The 16424-nt window shown below is 33.7% G+C and carries 22 protein-coding genes; 8 read left to right on the top strand and 14 right to left on the bottom strand.

The features are described from left to right. Positions 1-13 precede the first annotated feature (13 nt). The 9 genes from AC07SW_RS03885 to AC07SW_RS03845 all read right to left on the bottom strand — a co-directional run bounded on the left by AC07SW_RS03885 (position 14) and on the right by AC07SW_RS03845 (position 5383). Entirely contained in the window at positions 14-457 is a 444-nt protein-coding gene (locus AC07SW_RS03885) for a replication terminator protein (protein WP_135081775.1), read from the bottom strand. A gap of 12 nt (positions 458-469) precedes the next feature. After that, on the bottom strand, positions 470-1039 hold the full coding sequence (locus AC07SW_RS03880; RefSeq protein WP_494632274.1) for a hypothetical protein: 570 nt from the start codon (positions 1037-1039) through the stop codon (positions 470-472). Positions 1040-1052: 13 nt separating this feature from the next. After that, on the bottom strand, positions 1053-2096 hold the full coding sequence (locus tag AC07SW_RS03875) for an ATP-binding protein (protein WP_494632273.1): 1044 nt from the start codon (positions 2094-2096) through the stop codon (positions 1053-1055). Next, the gene (locus tag AC07SW_RS03870) at positions 2096-3457 is read right to left on the bottom strand and encodes an AAA family ATPase (RefSeq protein WP_494632272.1); all 1362 of its coding nucleotides are present in this window, start codon (positions 3455-3457) and stop codon (positions 2096-2098) included. Before AC07SW_RS03870 ends, AC07SW_RS03875 begins: the two co-directional genes overlap by 1 nt. Further along, on the bottom strand, positions 3454-3888 hold the full coding sequence (locus tag AC07SW_RS03865) for a hypothetical protein (RefSeq protein WP_494632271.1): 435 nt from the start codon (positions 3886-3888) through the stop codon (positions 3454-3456). The genes AC07SW_RS03870 and AC07SW_RS03865 overlap by 4 nt, the downstream gene beginning before the upstream one ends. Before the next feature lie 172 nt (positions 3889-4060). Beyond that, positions 4061-4222 carry a hypothetical protein gene (locus AC07SW_RS03860; RefSeq protein WP_494632270.1) on the bottom strand — a complete coding sequence of 54 codons (162 nt, stop codon included), beginning with the start codon at positions 4220-4222 and terminating at the stop codon, positions 4061-4063. Positions 4223-4238: 16 nt separating this feature from the next. Next, positions 4239-4565 (bottom strand): hypothetical protein, encoded by a 327-nt coding sequence (locus tag AC07SW_RS03855; protein WP_494632269.1) that lies wholly within the window; start codon positions 4563-4565, stop codon positions 4239-4241. Positions 4566-4811: 246 nt separating this feature from the next. Then, positions 4812-5183, bottom strand: coding sequence for a DUF771 domain-containing protein (locus AC07SW_RS03850; RefSeq protein ID WP_494632267.1), 372 nt, complete (start codon positions 5181-5183; stop codon positions 4812-4814). An 11-nt stretch (positions 5184-5194) separates the two neighbouring features. Next, the gene (locus AC07SW_RS03845; protein ID WP_494632266.1) at positions 5195-5383 is read right to left on the bottom strand and encodes a helix-turn-helix domain-containing protein; all 189 of its coding nucleotides are present in this window, start codon (positions 5381-5383) and stop codon (positions 5195-5197) included. A gap of 297 nt (positions 5384-5680) precedes the next feature. Here AC07SW_RS03845 and AC07SW_RS03840 point away from each other — a divergent pair, with 297 nt between their 5' ends. Then, positions 5681-6049, top strand: a complete 369-nt coding sequence (locus tag AC07SW_RS03840; RefSeq protein WP_494632265.1) for a helix-turn-helix domain-containing protein — start codon at positions 5681-5683, stop codon at positions 6047-6049. A 15-nt stretch (positions 6050-6064) separates the two neighbouring features. Further along, a complete protein-coding gene (locus AC07SW_RS03835; protein ID WP_494632264.1) occupies positions 6065-6496 on the top strand; it encodes an ImmA/IrrE family metallo-endopeptidase in 432 nt (143 codons plus the stop codon). A 43-nt stretch (positions 6497-6539) separates the two neighbouring features. On the opposite strand, the gene AC07SW_RS03830 is transcribed toward AC07SW_RS03835, so the two are convergent. Beyond that, the gene (locus AC07SW_RS03830; protein WP_494632263.1) at positions 6540-7235 is read right to left on the bottom strand and encodes a hypothetical protein; all 696 of its coding nucleotides are present in this window, start codon (positions 7233-7235) and stop codon (positions 6540-6542) included. Positions 7236-7711: 476 nt separating this feature from the next. On the opposite strand from AC07SW_RS03830, the gene AC07SW_RS03825 reads away from it, so the two are divergent. The 6 genes from AC07SW_RS03825 to AC07SW_RS03800 all read left to right on the top strand — a co-directional run bounded on the left by AC07SW_RS03825 (position 7712) and on the right by AC07SW_RS03800 (position 12345). Further along, positions 7712-8539: a hypothetical protein gene (locus AC07SW_RS03825; RefSeq protein WP_494632261.1), complete on the top strand. Its 828-nt coding sequence runs from the start codon at positions 7712-7714 to the stop codon at positions 8537-8539. Positions 8540-8594: 55 nt separating this feature from the next. After that, positions 8595-9716: a site-specific integrase gene (locus tag AC07SW_RS03820; RefSeq protein WP_494632260.1), complete on the top strand. Its 1122-nt coding sequence runs from the start codon at positions 8595-8597 to the stop codon at positions 9714-9716. A gap of 160 nt (positions 9717-9876) precedes the next feature. Then, positions 9877-10380 (top strand): TM2 domain-containing protein, encoded by a 504-nt coding sequence (locus tag AC07SW_RS03815; RefSeq protein WP_494632259.1) that lies wholly within the window; start codon positions 9877-9879, stop codon positions 10378-10380. A 78-nt stretch (positions 10381-10458) separates the two neighbouring features. Beyond that, positions 10459-10965, top strand: coding sequence for a P-loop NTPase family protein (locus AC07SW_RS03810; RefSeq protein WP_034571347.1), 507 nt, complete (start codon positions 10459-10461; stop codon positions 10963-10965). 145 nt (positions 10966-11110) lie between these two features. Then, a complete protein-coding gene (clpP, locus tag AC07SW_RS03805) occupies positions 11111-11704 on the top strand; it encodes an ATP-dependent Clp endopeptidase proteolytic subunit ClpP (protein ID WP_034571350.1) in 594 nt (197 codons plus the stop codon). Positions 11705-11814: 110 nt separating this feature from the next. Next, the gene (locus AC07SW_RS03800) at positions 11815-12345 is read left to right on the top strand and encodes a DsbA family protein (RefSeq protein ID WP_311780507.1); all 531 of its coding nucleotides are present in this window, start codon (positions 11815-11817) and stop codon (positions 12343-12345) included. 38 nt (positions 12346-12383) lie between these two features. Here the strand turns inward: AC07SW_RS03800 and namA are convergent, their stop codons facing one another. The 4 genes from namA to rapZ are packed head-to-tail and all read right to left on the bottom strand — an operon-like array spanning position 12384 to position 16291. Then, on the bottom strand, positions 12384-13412 hold the full coding sequence (namA, locus tag AC07SW_RS03795; protein WP_494632257.1) for an NADPH dehydrogenase NamA: 1029 nt from the start codon (positions 13410-13412) through the stop codon (positions 12384-12386). A gap of 20 nt (positions 13413-13432) precedes the next feature. Further along, the gene (gene whiA / locus AC07SW_RS03790) at positions 13433-14380 is read right to left on the bottom strand and encodes a DNA-binding protein WhiA (RefSeq protein WP_119907641.1); all 948 of its coding nucleotides are present in this window, start codon (positions 14378-14380) and stop codon (positions 13433-13435) included. A 31-nt stretch (positions 14381-14411) separates the two neighbouring features. Next, positions 14412-15407, bottom strand: a complete 996-nt coding sequence (locus AC07SW_RS03785) for a gluconeogenesis factor YvcK family protein (RefSeq protein ID WP_119907640.1) — start codon at positions 15405-15407, stop codon at positions 14412-14414. Next, complete coding sequence (gene rapZ / locus AC07SW_RS03780; RefSeq protein ID WP_119907639.1) at positions 15404-16291, bottom strand: RNase adapter RapZ; 888 nt, start codon at positions 16289-16291, stop codon at positions 15404-15406. The genes AC07SW_RS03785 and rapZ overlap by 4 nt, the downstream gene beginning before the upstream one ends. Between the last annotated feature and the right edge of the window lie 133 nt (positions 16292-16424).

The raw sequence follows: 16424 nt of genomic DNA, 5'->3' as shown, positions 1-16424 counted from the left end.
TCCTCCAAGCCTATTAGGCATTATTTTTTTGTTTTTTCTGAAAATCAATTAATCCTGAATTGTCATTTGATTCTATTTCTTCAATTGGCGTTCCGACATCATCTTTAAATTTTCCATCGTCTACATCAAAATACGTTTGACCTTTAGTTCGCGATTTAAGCTCTTTTGCTTCGACACGACCATTTACATTACGTCCAGTTAAAATCGTTGTGGTAACATCAGTTAACGGCGCTAAGTTTGATTTAACTGAACTACTGATAGTAATTACTTCCCGATTTTCATCGGGAGTCAATTCTAATGTGATTGTTACTTTGCGTTTCGATTTAGGCTCAGTATTTAAATCGTGAATATTTTCAAATACTTTTTTCATTTCCAAATCAACTTTTTCTTGAATACCACCATCAGCTAAATTACTTAGGTCTAAATCAATCATTTTGTCATTATTTTTTTTATCCATTATTACGTCCTCCTAAAATGCCCCTGGTTGATATCCACCATTGTTTTGTTGTGGTGGAGATGTTGGAAATGGTGCTTGGTTTTGTTGATTTGCTGGTTGTTGTTGGTATTGAGTTTGTTGTTGATTTACTGGTGCTTGGTTCTGTGGTGGAGTACCCGCATTTTCAGAAGCATAGAACGTTTTAATTTGATTGTCCTCTAACTCTTCTCCAGTATTGTTACTAATCCATTTATGAATACTAACTTTACATTTCCCTTTGCTTCCAACAACTTGACCCCAATTCATTTTCAAAGGCTCACCTTTTTTCTTTTGTCCAATTCCAGTAAAGAAATTCGATAACATTCCTTCTGTAGTGGTATGCAAGAATAGATTATGCTTAATAATTTTTTTCCCTTTTGGCCCCTCAATTGCGATATCAATTACAGCTTTATTACATGCTGGCAATTTAGCACTACCATTGTGACGACCGCGCTCAAAGTTTGTAACCGTGAAATTATAGTCACCTGCAGGTAAGATAATAAATTCATTTTCCTTTTCAATCGTATCGTCCCAGCCTAATTCTCTTTCTAATTCGTTATTCATTTACATATTCCTCCTAATAGTTATTGTTTTTTCGTAGTTCTTCAATTCCTGGATAAACCTGGTTCCATGCTGCTACCAACACACCTGAAATAAAACCAGGATCATAATTGGCAATTGGTGTATCAAAAGTGTAATACCCTTTTTGGCTAACAATTTGTTGAATCTCAACTTCGGTAACGTTGTTCGTTACCATCAAATCAACTAAAGCTTTTGGAATGTCTTTTGATATGGTTGGTTCTTCTCTTTGGAAATTTGGTTCCGTTACTGGCGCAGTATTTTTTATTTCAACTGGAAGCTCTTCTTGTTGTACTGGTGGAGCCACAACATTTTGCTGGGTAACAATAATATGAGAAATTTGGCTATAATCCATCGGAATCTCATCAGGTAAGCCATATCTATTTTTTGCATCCCATGCTGGATGGTGAGTGGTGAATAGAACACGCTGACCGCCTTGTGCTTTATTTTTCCCTTTTGCAGCGCCTTGATTATCTACGTTCACAACCATCGTTCTGTAGTTGGCGAAAAGAATCATATCTGCCCACTCTTTTGTTAATGGAGCTGTTTTCTTTTCAAGTTTCAATTCGTATCTGTCATAAGCCCCTAGTTCGTCAGGTTGCTCAAATTTTTTGATTTGAGAATGAGCCGTTAGCACAACATTAATACCGACTTCTGTTAATTCACTTAATTTATTAAGGAAGTTTCCCCAATCCTCTGCTAACATGGTATAGCCTTTCCCATATCCAAAGTCTTCAATAGAATTTGCATGCTCGCTTTTGCTAACCACGAACTCTTTACATAATTTTTCTGCCCAATCTGCTGTATCTACTGCATACGTTTGACAAGGTTTATTTGCTTTAATAAATTCAATTTGTTGCAAGAGCATAGTCCAACTTGTCGGCTTGTCCAGTCTGGCTACATCCATATCCAACGTACTATCTTCTGTATCTGAAAAAACTACATCAGGAAATTGTGCAGCTAGTGTTGATTTTCCGATTCCTTCGGGACCATAAATTACAACTTTTTTTGCTCTTTGCACGACACCTTTACTTATATTCATTAAAATTCTCCTTCCTTCCACTGTTGCGGTTTATTAGGAATAACCCCTGTCGGTTCCACAACTGCAGGTTTTTCTACTTCTTGATTAGTTTCAGTCAAATCCTGACCCACTACATAACCATCCTCAATAATGATTGAACACTCTTCTCCTGTACTGACACGAGTTGCAATAGCTTGTAGACCTTCTTGTTCAAGCCATTTACCAAAGTCTTCCAATGTCCCTAAATCCATTTGTTCCAATTTATCTAACAGAATGAATCCACAATCAGGCTTCAATTGACGAACGATAGCAGTCGATACTTTCAACTGATCAGAACCGCTCATGTTATCCCATTTTTGACCCTTATAAATTAATTCACCTTCTGATACAGATAAGTCTGGAAGTGGTAAATTAGCATTTTTAAGCAAGTCTGACTTACTAGTCCTTACATCTGTTAACTCAGCAGTTAATTTGTCATACTGTGCTCTTAGGTCTGCTGCATCTGCTTCTGCCTTATCCTTATCAAGATTGGCACGAACTTTGCGATTAATTTCATCCACTTGTTGGATATTCGTTTCCAACTCATCCGTTGATTCATCATGTAAATCTAAGGCTGATTTTTGAGCTATTTCTAGGTCTTTAAGAGTTGCTTCTTGTAAACCTTGCAACGTTTGCAATTGACTTTGTAGCTCTTGAATTTGCTGGGTGACACGGGCAATATTTGCTTCCCCCTGCGTTACTTGGTATTGAATTTGTGTTATCTGCTCTCGTTTACGTTGATTTTCACCATTTCGTGCTAAAATCTCTTGTTGTTGTTGAATCAGTTCACTAGCCGATACAGGTTCCTTTGGCGCTTCTGGATAAAAAGTTTGTTCTTCTGCAAATTTTTTCTTCTGATCTGCAGTCTGTCCTAAATACTTGCGACGATTATATACTTCTTTTTCAGCTTGCTCTAATTCAATTAATTGACTGCCTACACCAATCACTTTTAAAAGAATATCTGCTTTTTCCTTAGACGTAGCATCCATAAACTTCGGTAAATCAATGGCTAGTTCTTCCACAAAACTATTTAATAGTTGTTGTCCGCCTTTTTGACCATTCGGATCAATTACTTTTAAATCGCTATTCTTTCCTTTTCTCTCAACGATTAACCCATTACTCATAACGATATGAAGATGGGGAGGTATAACTGAACCTTCTCGATGTGCTTGGCTAGGTTTATACTTATTGCCACCTAACCCCCATGCAATTGAATCTAAGATACTTGTTTTCCCTTGGTTATTAGGACCACCGATAATCGTTAAGCCGTTTACGTTCGGTTCAATCTTTACAGCTTTTACTCGTTTCGTGTTTTCAATTTCAAGTTTGTGAATTTTAATCATTTCTCATCCTCCACTTTAATTTTCTCGAAGAAGTTTGTATCAAACGGCATCGCATCGATTTCTGATTGAGTGTATTTAATTCGGAATCCCTTTAGTGTACTTTTGCTTTCAAGGCTATATTCTTTTGTCCATTTGTTATAATTTAAATACGCACACACGCGCTCAAAGCCTCCTGGCGCTTTCAAATAAAACTTATCCTCTTTAGGAAGCTTGATAGCCCATTTAAAATTTAATAGTCTAGAACATAATGTCGGTGCATTCCCACCACCTTTAAATTCAAAAATAGAAAATCCTTGGTCAGTTTTTATAACTTCATATCCAAAAGGATAATAACTATTTTTTAACAATGTTCCTTCTGGCAACTCCTTATCTTCAACCATTCTTACAATCTCGCTAAACTTATACTGTTTCGTTTCATCAATTTTTGTCATTTTTTCTAACTCCTCCCAAAATTTCGTATGATATTCATCAACTGATCGTTTGATTCTATCAAAAGCTTCTTGCCATGTTTCAAAGGACTTAATTTGATTAGGGTTAATCATTATTTACTCACTCTCATTTTCTGTGGTATAATTAGTTAAATATTTATTTTTTTTACGCTGACTAACTAGGGCTGGTATCCTTAGTTGGTCTTTTTTTATTTTTTTCATATTCCGAGCAGTCTTCACATGTTCTTGGATATCCAGGTTCTTCAAAATCTTCTAAATATCCTCCGCACCCTTGACATAGCAATCCGTTTATAGTCATTTCTGCAAGTTCACCCATATCTGTTCACCTCCCCTCATAGTTCTTCAATCCGATTCATTAAGTCTTGATGCATCATGCTTGCGTAGCTGTCTTGTGGATAAGCTGTTAATAAGTCATCAGCTACACGTTGCATATTTGATATGTTTTTACTTTTTACTGCTTGAGCGATTCGGTTTCTAAAAATGCTTATCTCACTCATGCCCATTGTTTCAGAACGTGGCGCAATAGGTTGTTTGCGTTTAGCCATACAAGCCAACATTAAAACGTCTTTCGCATTTGCGATGACTTCATCTAAATTATTTAGGCTTAAATTATCCGATAGATTACTTACTGATTTTTCGATTTGAGCTAATTCTGCCATGAAATTTTCACCTTTTCTTTCTTATAAATATAATTTTCACGTTCAACAGTTAAACTAGGAAATTCATTTCTAAGATATCCTACAAATTTATCATTCTGCATATGAGGATTGTCACAGCATACAAAGGATATTGAGTTGTAACCTTCTTTTGCTGCCGCTCTTAATTTACGTTCTACACGTGCTTTTTTTACCTATTTCTTAAACCATGGCTCAAATGAATCTTCACCAATCTTCTGCAATTCTTCTTTAGTTACCGCCATTTTTTATTTCCTCCTTTTTATCCTTTTCTACTTCTTGATTTTTTAAGATGTTCGTAAAATTATCTTCTAGAAACTGCATTGTTTTAGTCGCTAGAAACAAGTAGCTGTCTCCCCCGCCCTTTGGATACTTCACAAAACCGCCATTATTAACATCGATTACTCTTCGATATTTTGGGTTATCTAAAATATTTAACTTGAACCAATCACGTTTCCTGTTCGTTCTATCTAAAACCTTATCTAATGTCCACCATCGTCCTATTTGATCCGACTCTCTCATCTCTTCGTATTCAATTTTAGTGATAAGCACATGGTCAGGAGGGATGTCAATTGTGGCATTGATGTTTAATGTTTTAATCAATCAACACACCTCTATTCTTTAATATCTAATATTTTCTTTATTTTTTTTATGTGTTCTTGTGCTTTGGGACCAGTTGTTTTGCCACGTATAATATCTGATAAGTAGACTGGAGAAATACCAACTAATTCAGATAGTTTTGATTGCGACATGTTCATTTCAAATAATTTTGATCTCACAATTACTCCTAGATCAGTGCTCATATCATCACCTCTTTAAATTTATTAGCTAATAAATTCGCAAATACGCTAATTGCCATTGACTTTTTTATGCGAATAGTTTAATATGAGTACATACTTAAATAAGGCACATAAAACATTATGATTTCACATAAATCAGTTGGGGAACGGATTTTCGAAATATATACTGCTTATTTTTTTGTGACTCTATTTGCGAATAAATTAGCTTATACACAGAATATTAAACTATACGCGTAAAATTGTCAAACGTTTTATGCTTAAAGTTTAAATTTCTTTTCATAAGCTGTTAGGATGGTTGATATGACAACGTTTGAAATAATTAAAAAATTATGTTCTGACAGGAAAATTTCAATAAATGATTTGGAAAATGAGTTAGGTTACTCAAAAAACACTCTTTATAGATTAAAAACTCAAAACCCTGGATCGGATAAATTGGAAAAAATAGCTGATTACTTTAACGTTTCCACCGATTATTTGTTAGGACGAAATGTTCCAGAGTGGGCTACTACCGATGAGGTTATAGCTTTAGATGGGATGTTAGAACGTAATAAAACCATGAGTTATAATGGGGAAAATCTTACTGAAGAAGAAAAAGACACTGTGAGAAATGTTTTGGAGGGAATTTATTGGAAGAAAATGGCAGAAAAACGAAAAAAAGAATTAAAGTAGTAAAGGATGATTCATTTGAATAATAACGGTTTAATTGATGATTTGTTCAAAAAACACAAAACTTATAATCCTTTTAAAATAGTAGAAAACTTAGGAATTGAACTTCAATATGTCCACTTCAAAAACAGCCGACCTCTTGGTCAAACTGTTCGTGACGAGGTATTCGATTACACAATGATCCTTTTAGATGATACTTTAAAATATAAAAAACAGTCTTTCTTCGTTTGTGCACACGAACTTTGCCATGCCTTGATACATGAAGAATTACATAGTTACTATATTGCTAATTATGTTACTCATGCAAAGCTAGAGGTAGAGGCAAATAGATTCGCTGTACAATTGGCAGTTGCTGATTATACTAACGTTTATGGCGAACCTCCTCGTTACTTTGAAGAATTAGAACGTGAATACGGTGTACCCGATGAATTCCTTGATATGTATTTTTGACGAACAAAAAAAGAACCTTTTATTTAATTTCGAAAGGTTCTTTTTATATCACTTGTTCGTCAAAACTGATATTGTACTCTTTTATATTATCCTTTATTATTTTTTTCAATTCTTTATTTCTGCTTAATTCCACGTAAGCTAGTGCATAGAAGTAACATTTCGTTGCCCCTGCTTTTTGATTTATGTGATATAGATTATAGGCTTTTTCGTAATATAACTTATCTAAATGGATTGCTCGCTCCGAACGTTTAGCTATAGAAATTCCCATATCACACAATTCTATAGAGTTATTGTGATTTTTAATTTCTGAATAAAATTTTGCGCAGTTAAAAATAACTAGAACAGCTTTGCTTAAATCTTTATCATTTTCAATCATCAAAGTTTCTAACACTTTAATCGCTTGGTTGAATAAATACTCTGCTTCAATAATTTCAGTTAATAGATAATGAGCTACAGCTAATTTATCAATAATTAAAACATCCAAAAAATTTGTTACTTTTGAAACTTTTACATTGAGAGCTCGTTCTAAAAATAAAATACCTTGATTATATTCAGACATTTCTATTAAATTTATCGAGCCTAAAAAATACAAGTAACGCTTAAGATCTTCATCATTATCTATTTTTTCTTCATCAATTTTTTTTAAAAGTTTCCAAGCAGCTTTGTATTCAAAATTCATACAATACTTATCTACTTTATTTAATAATATAGGTATTTGATCATCTTTAAATTTATTCATAATTTAGCTCCTGTATCTATTGATTATTAATCAATTAACATTTATCATTACTTTGTATAGCAATATTTTTTATTTTAATATTGCTTATTTTTATCGAAAGGAGGTTATCACATGATTCCAACTCCGTATGGTGATACACCTTGGGGAATTTAATAACCGTTTTACTCCTAAACTTAAAATAGTTTAGGAGTAATCTTGAAATGATTATAGCATAGCTAACACTTTAAAAAAAGCTTTAAATCAACGTTTAAATGACATAACAGCATTTCTATAACGTCAAAAAAAGACAGCTTTTATAATTGGTTTTATGATGTGTTTTTACTAACTCATTTCCAATCATTCATATTCGTTTGAAATCCAATCTCGAACGCCTGTTTTATATAAATATTTGCCGTTTGTATAATTTTATCTATTTTATTTACGGTTATTTCTTATAGATGAATGAATAAATAACAAAAAAATTAAGGAGAAATTATATGGATAAGATTAAATCTACTATGGTTAAAAACAAAGTTCTGGTTATTATACTGAGTATTTTACTTTTTTTACTACTTTCATTCGGAACATACAAGTTCATTAATAGAACCGAAGAATTACTAACTAGTACAAAATGGGTAATGCAAATGTCCCCAGAAGAAAATGATAATCCTTATAAAATGATTGCTCAATTTTCTGAAGAACAATATTCTTTAAAAGTTGATAATGGAGAAGGGAATAATTTATCTGATTTAACAAATAAAAATGTAAATGTTAAATACGGGAAATTTAATAAAAGTATTTCGTATAAGTTAGATGATGTTGATTACAAATTTAAAATAGAAAAAAAGAAAGATAATGTAGTTATGGAGAATTCCCATACAAAAGAAAAAGTGACGCTTATACCTATTAACGTATATAACAGCTCATTAAAAAACAAAAATTTAAAAATTTTAGATAAACAATTTAAAAAAATTAGCTACATGTTAACATTGCTTTTAGATGAAACAGATCCAAATTTAGTAAAACAAGGAAATACAAATTTAGGAGAAATGATTGCAAATAATGAAGATTTTATCAATAACAACAAATTGAAAAGTACAAAAAAAGGGAAAGATATATATTCAAATTTAGAAATTATGGATAAAACAATCTATTCATATTATTTGTTAGTTGATAATGCAAATTACAACAACAATATTTCTGATAAAGATAGCAATGATTTTTCAGAAAATCTAACTGCTTACACTAAAAACTACAAACACATAATTAAAAATTACTATAATAATAAAGATGTAGGAAATTTTGAAAAGTGGTTAGATAAATAAAAAGACAAGCCTTCGGGCTTTTCTTTTTATACATATTGAAAGGAGAATGAGAACTATGGCACGTTTTGTAAAAAGAGGTAAATCTTGGCAGTATGAAATCTCACATAAAACAGATGACGGACAATTCAAAAAAATAAGAAAATCTGGATTTAAAACAAAAAGTGATGCAAAAGCTGCTGCAACAGATTTAGAATACGAGTTGGCTAGAGGCTATAAAGTAAATTCTAAAGAAACGACACTGTATGATTATTTTGAATCTTGGATGAAACTTTATAAGAAAAATACTGTTTCCGAAGTAACCTATAGAAGATACAATACTACTTTAGCAACAATCAAAAATCTTATGCCTTTTGTGACTCTCCAAGAACTTTCAAAAAATAGCTATCAAAAGTATTTAAATAAATATGCTGACGGACACGCTAAAGACACTGTAAAAAGATTCCATATGCATGTCAGAGCTTGTGTGCTGAACGCAATTGATGAAAAGGTATTATTAAACGATTTTACGCGAAACGCTCTTATACACGGTTCTGTACAGCAAAAAAAGAAAGAAGATAAATTTCTTCAATTTGATGAATTAAAAAAAGTGATACATTATGCCGAAAAAGACTTAAACCCTCAATATGCTTCTCGTTACATGATTATCGTAGGAGCGAATACTGGTATGCGCTTTTCGGAGTTATTGGGACTTACTTGGAATGATATTGATTTTGACAACAAAACTATAACTATTAATAAAACATGGCAATACCAAACTGGTGGAGGTTTTGGACCGACAAAAAACGAAGCTTCTATTCGTACAATTGATACAGACGGCCACACACTTGAGCTATTAAAAAAGTACAAAATAGATCAGGATGCTCTAGGTTTAGAAAATGAGTTCAAGCTTATATTTTATAACGAATTAAACGGTCCTATATCAAACAACGCCGTTAATAAATCTTTTAAAAACATACAAACTCAAGTCGGAATTAATAACCCTATCACATTTCATGGCTTAAGGCATACCCACGCCTCTTTACTTTTATATAAGAAAGTTGATATAATGGTTCTTTCAGAACGTCTTGGCCACAGTGACATTACTGTTACGTCTTCTGTCTATGCTCATGTTATCAACGAGTTACGCAAACAGAACAAAGAAAGAATCGTATCTGTAATAGAAACAATTTACGAATAGCGCTTGATTTTTGGCACATATTTGGCACTAACAAACAATTAAAAGCTATTACAACAACGATACCCACCTTTATTTCATGTTCCCAGGAGACATAAAAACAGAGAACAGATTCATGTTCTTTTTTTGTGTCATTAACTATTTAGCAAAAAGGAGTTTTAAAATGAATAAAATTATCAAGTTAGAAGCTGATTATTTAGTCGTTGCAAAAGAAGATGGCACTACCATTCGTGTTCCATTAGAAACAATCGATTTTGACGCAGCTGTTGGGGACTTAGTTGAAATTTATTATGATGGTCCAAATGTCATTCTACATAGGCCTGAACCAAAAAAAGAAACCGTTCAAGACCGTATTAATATCAACATTGTGAATGAAACTTCTCAAGCGCAAACCCAAGCTCAAGAGCAGGGTCAACAACATACTCAAGTTCAACAAACTCCACAATATAACCAAGTTGGGAAATGGGTCAATAAATGGATTTATGTTCTTTTAGCTATTTTCCTTGGTGGATTTGGTGTTCATAAGTTTTATGCTGGAAAATCTGGAGCTGGAATTACATTTTTAATTTTCTGTTGGACTGGTATCCCTGCTATAATTGCTTTTTTTGAAGGTATCTTTGCCGCTTTCAAACCAGAAGATGCAAATGGAAATATTTTTATTCAATAATTTAAAGGATTTATAAATAGCTTATTTAAAGGATTTTCTTTAAATAAGCTATTTTACTTAGTAAAGGAGGCTAGTTTTATGACAAAAATTACGATTATCGGTCCTTCAGGGTCGGGGAAATCAACCTTAGCTAAACAACTAGGGGATTTTTATGAGGTTCCTGTCATTCATTTAGATTCACTTTATTTTAATCCAAACTGGCAAGAAATTGGCAAAAGAGCTCTTCTAGAAAAAGTAGCACCTCTTATTCATTCAAATCAGCATTGGATTATTGAAGGCAACTACTCAATCACTTGGCCTATCCGTTTCAACAATAGTGATACTATTATTTTTCTAGACTTCTCAAGATCTGTTTACATTCGCCGAATTTTAAAACGCTCCTTTATCTATCACGGAAAAGTAAGACCTGACATGGCAGATGGTTGTCCTGAACGTTTTAATTTAGACTTCTTAAAATTTGCATGGAATTATCCTACAAGACGAAAAGAAACACTAAAACAATTAGCCATGATTCCAAAAGAAAAAATCTTAACCTTTCATCATCCAACTGAATTAAAACACTATCTAGCTTCTTTAATGAATTGATTTCTACCTCATTTTAGCAACTAATAATTAATCGAACAAAACATTTGACCTTAATTGACCATTAGAGTAAAATACAACTAGTAACAGTTTTACTTTTTATGTTACAATAACCATGATTTGAAACCTTTAAAGGAGGAAATATAATATGAATTTAGTACCTACAGTCATTGAACAATCATCTAGAGGAGAACGCGCATACGATATTTATTCTCGTCTATTAAAAGACCGTATCATTATGTTAAGTGGACAAATTGATGATAACGTAGCAAATGCAGTTATCGCGCAATTGTTATTCTTAGATGCACAAGATTCTGAAAAAGATATTTACATTTACGTCAACTCACCAGGTGGTAGCGTTACTGCTGGACTAGCAATTTACGATACAATGAACTTCATCAAAGCAGATGTTCAAACAATCGCAATGGGAATGGCTGCTTCAATGGGAAGCTTCTTGTTAACAGCTGGTGCAAAAGGCAAACGTTATGCATTGCCAAATGCAGAAATTATGATTCATCAACCCCTAGGTGGTGCTCAAGGTCAAGCAACTGAAATTGAAATTGCTGCGCGTCACATATTAAAAACTCGTGAACGTTTAAATAAAATCTTGGCAGATCAAACTGGTCAACCAATTGAAGTCATCGAACGCGATACAGACCGTGATAACTTTATGAGTGCTGAAGAAGCAAAAGCTTATGGCTTAATCGATGAAATTATGGTTAACAGCTCTTCATTAAAATAATTTTTAACAAGGCTTGTAAAACGATTTTGTTTTACAGGCTTTTTTGCTACCCTTGTGTGTCCATCCGCGGTATAATTAAATTATGGAACTATTGAAGGAGGAATTTATTTATGGATATCAGTAAAATTAAAGCAAGCGAAGTTGGAACCGAGTTTGGTTTTAAAATTGGAGCAAAAGAAGCTCCAGTTAAAGTAATCGAATTTATCAATATTCGTTGTCCTTATTGCAAGAAATGGCACGAAGAATCAAAAAATGTGTTAACAAAATTTGTTGAAGAAGGAAAAGTTCAACGAATTATTAAACATTTTGATAAAGAAAAACCCTCTTTACAAAAAGGAAATGTTTGTCATCATCATTTAGACTATCAAAACCCTGAAAAAGCGCTAAAAGATATTGACTTCCTTTTTGAACATCAACACCAATGGGGTGACCTAACCAATGAAGAAGTCGCAACTTATGTTGAAGAGAAATTAGGTCTTAAAAATCAACCTAATGAAGCTCAAATCAACGGAATTATTGCTGAAGCTGAAGCAGCAAATATCTTCTTTGTTCCAACGGTTATTGTGGGGGATCATATTTTTGATGAACATATCACACCGGATGAATTGACCAATTTAATTGAAGAAGAACTTAAAAAATAAAAAAGAATCAAGCGATTACTCAATCGCTTGATTCTTTTTTATCTCCAACCACGTAAATATTGAACGGGTGTTTTGAGTTGATCTTTTGCATTCAATTCAATGGCAACATCTCGAACCCAAAAAGGATTACGTAATAATTCTCGTCCAATAACCACCAAATCTGCTCGACCATTTCCAATTACTTCTTCTGCTTGTGCTCCATTTGTAATTAGGCCTACTGCTCCTGTCGCAATGCCAACTACTTTACGAATTTCTTCTGCATAATGCACTTGATACCCAGGAAATATGTTTGTCGGTTGAACATTTACTAAGCCTCCTGTAGAGACATCGATCAAATCAACGCCTGCATCTCGCATCCATTTTCCAATCATTAAATAATCTTCAAGGTGAGCGCCATCTGCTTGGTAATCTTCTGCAGAAATTCGAACAAATAAAGGTTTCTCCCATAACTCTCGAACTTCAGCAATGATTTGACTTAAAAAACGATAACGGTTGCCAATCGGTCCACCATACTGATCTGTTCGCTTGTTCGTCAACGGGGATAAAAATTGATTAATCAAATAACCATGTGCTCCATGAAGTTCAATCACATCAAATCCTGCTTTTTGACACCGGATAACGGCATCTTTAAAGGCTTTTACAATCTCTGTAATTTCATTTTCAGATAATGCTTCTGGTTGCTGATAAGCTTCACTATAGGCAATACTTGATGGTGCTACAATTGAATCAGGCACATCTGCTTTTCGTCCTGCATGATTTAATTGAATCCCTATTTTTGCACCCATTTCATGAACATGATTAACTAATTTTGTTAAACCTGCAATATGATCATCTGACCAAATGCCTAAATCCTCCTGTGAAATTCGACCATTCGGCAATATCGCTGTTGATTCAACCATAATTAACCCTACTTGACCAAGAGCTCTTGTTCCATAGTGAGTTAAGTGAAAATCAGTCACTTTTCCATCTTGTTCAAAAACAGAATACATACACATCGGTGACATCATTACTCGGTTTTTAAATTCTACTGATTTTATTGTATAGGGCGCTAATAATTGTGACTTCATGATTGATTTCCACCTTTCTTTTATCCTTTGCTAACTGTGCTTTTTGCTTTTAAATTTTCTGCTACTTCATTTAACTTACGCAATCGATGGTTGATACCCGATTTGCTGATAGCACCACTTGGAATCATTTCTCCTAATTCCTTTAAGGTTACTTCTGGATACTCTAAACGAACCAAAGCAATTTCTCTTAATTTTTCTGGAAGTTTATCTAATCCCATCATCTCATCAATAAAACGTATACTTTCAATCTGCTTTCCTGCTGCATCAATTGTTTTATTTAAATTTGCATTTTCGCAATTCACTAAACGATTAACAGAATTCCGCATATCTCGAACAATTCGTACGTCTTCAAACTTTAACATGCCTGTAGTTGCACCAATCAATGCAAGAAAATCTGCTATTTTTTCAGCTTCTTTCAAATACGTGATATATCCATTTCGACGTTCTAACGTTCGCGCATTTAACTCAAAATAGTTCATCATTTGGCAAATATCATTGTTGTGTTCTTCATAGATGGAATAGATTTCTAAATGATACCGGCTTGTTTCAGGATTATTAACCGAACCACCTGCCAGAAATGCACCCCTTAAATAAGAACGAATTTTTTGAGGGTTTGTGATAATTTCATCTGCAATATGAGCATGAAAAAGTAGACCATCCATAATATTTAAGTCTGATAAAACTTTTTTTGTTCCTTGCTTTAAGCGCACAATATAGACATTATTTTTTTTTAATTTCATTTTGCGGCGAACCAATAGTTCACTTTCCACTTCAAAATGATCTTTTAATAAGACATAAATTCGCCTTGCAATCGCTGCATTTTCAGTTTGAACATTTAAAATAAATTTTTGATTCACTAAACTAACCGCACCATTCATGCGAATCAATGCTGCCAATTCAGCTTTTGCATGCTCTTTGTGAACTTCTAATGTCGTTAGTTCTTTTTTGACATCTGAGGCATAGGACATACTAGACAGCCTCCTTTCTTTAAACGACCTTTTAATTTTTAGCGCCAAATACAAGACGCAGTAATTCTTCTACAACTTTTTCTCCATCATGAAAGACTCCCTGATCTCTGAGTTTCAAGAAGTCAGCCGAAATTACGCGACAATTTTCATTTCGCAAGCCTTCAAAATCATGCGTGACTTGAACGAGGTATTCGTCATAGCGCTCTTTGTCCATATAATCTTCTGGAACATGTTCGGTATTTACTAAAATCGTATCAATAAACTGATTGCCTAAATGTTTGTGCAATACCCTGATATGATCCGCATCGGAAAAATTTTCTGTTTCTCCTAATTGCGTCATAATGTTACAGATGTAGACAACTTCTGCTTTTGTATTTACAACCGCTTCACCTAAATCTTGAATCATTAAATTGGGTAAAATACTCGTAAATAAACTACCTGGACCTAGTACCACCATATCCGCTTCTAAAATTGCATCGATTACTTGTCTAGCAGCTTTAGCATCATGGTTATTTTCAGTTGGTGTTACATATACTCGATTAATGGTTTTACGATCGTGAGCAATTTTAGATTCTCCAGAAACCCTAGTTCCATCTTCAAACTCCGCATGTAAAATTAGCGGCTCCTCTGAGGCTGGATACACTTGACCATCAACACGCATCATTTCAGCTAATAGTTGAATCGCTTCAAAGACATTTCCTTTCATCTCTGTAATTGCTGCAATAATTAAATTTCCAATCGCATGTCCCGCTAAAAAATGATCGTCACTGTCAAAACGATATTGAAAAATTTCTTCTTGCAATCGAGGTAAATCAGACAATGAAACTAAAACATTCCGAATATCGCCAGGTGGCACTACATTCACATAATCTCTAATCGTCCCACTACTGCCTCCATCATCAGCAACTGTCACGATTGCAGTGATATCAGCAGATTGCGCTTTTAAATTTTTCAAAATAACTGGTAGGCCCGTTCCGCCTCCAAGTACAACAATTTTAGGTCTTCGATTGCGTTTAGGGACCATCATGAACGATTGATACTTTCTTTACGTTTATCTTTATCTCGGTGTGTAATATTGACTTTATAGTCATCGGCAATCAGCTGACGACCTACTCTTTCAGTTAAAGCAACGGAACGGTGTTGCCCTCCCGTACATCCAATCGCTATCGTTACATTATTTTTACCTTCTTTTTTATAGCCTGGTAAAACATACAATAATAAATCGATAAATTTACGATAAAATTGTTCTGTTTCTGGTTGCTGCATCACGTAATCATACACTGGCTTATCTAAACCATTTAAAGGGCGTAGCGTGTCAATATAGTGAGGATTCGGTAAGAAACGGACATCCATTACAACATCGGCATCAATCGGTAACCCATATTTAAAGCCAAATGAAATGACCTCAACTCTAAATAAATTGGTGTCTTCTGTTTTAAAACTTGAAATAATTTCTTCACGTAATTGACGTGGCGTTAAATGTGATGTATCGATCACTAACTGCGCTCTACCTTTAATTTCATTAAGTAGCTCTCGCTCACTACGAATTCCATCCATAACTCGACCATCGCGTGCCAACGGATGAGCGCGTCTTGTTTCTTTATATCTTGAAACTAAAACTGCATCCTCTGCTTCTAAAAACAAAATTTTCGTTGTAATAAAGGACGTATTGTCCATACTTCCAATTGCAGTTAAAATTTCATCAAAAAAAGCTCTTGAACGAAGGTCAATTACTAAAGCAATTTTTGTTAATTTTCCTGATTCTTTTACTAATTCCCAAAATTTAGGTAATAAACTGGGTGGCATATTGTCAACACAAAAATACCCCATGTCTTCAAAACTCTGCATTGCCACAGTTTTACCTGCGCCACTCATTCCTGTAATAATTACTAATTGAAGACTATCTACCATCATCAGTCACTCCTTTTCAAAACGATTACTCGTTTACTCTTTAATTTCTATTATAACATACCGGGTGTATCACGTATACTTAAGAAGTTTTTTCATTTCGTTAAAAGAAGCGTAGTCTTTAAAAGACTACGCT

The organism is Carnobacterium sp. GW821-FHT04C06 (assembly GCF_059420345.1).
Note: the sequence above shows the minus strand (reverse complement) of the source record. Positions and strands in the feature narration are given on the sequence as shown.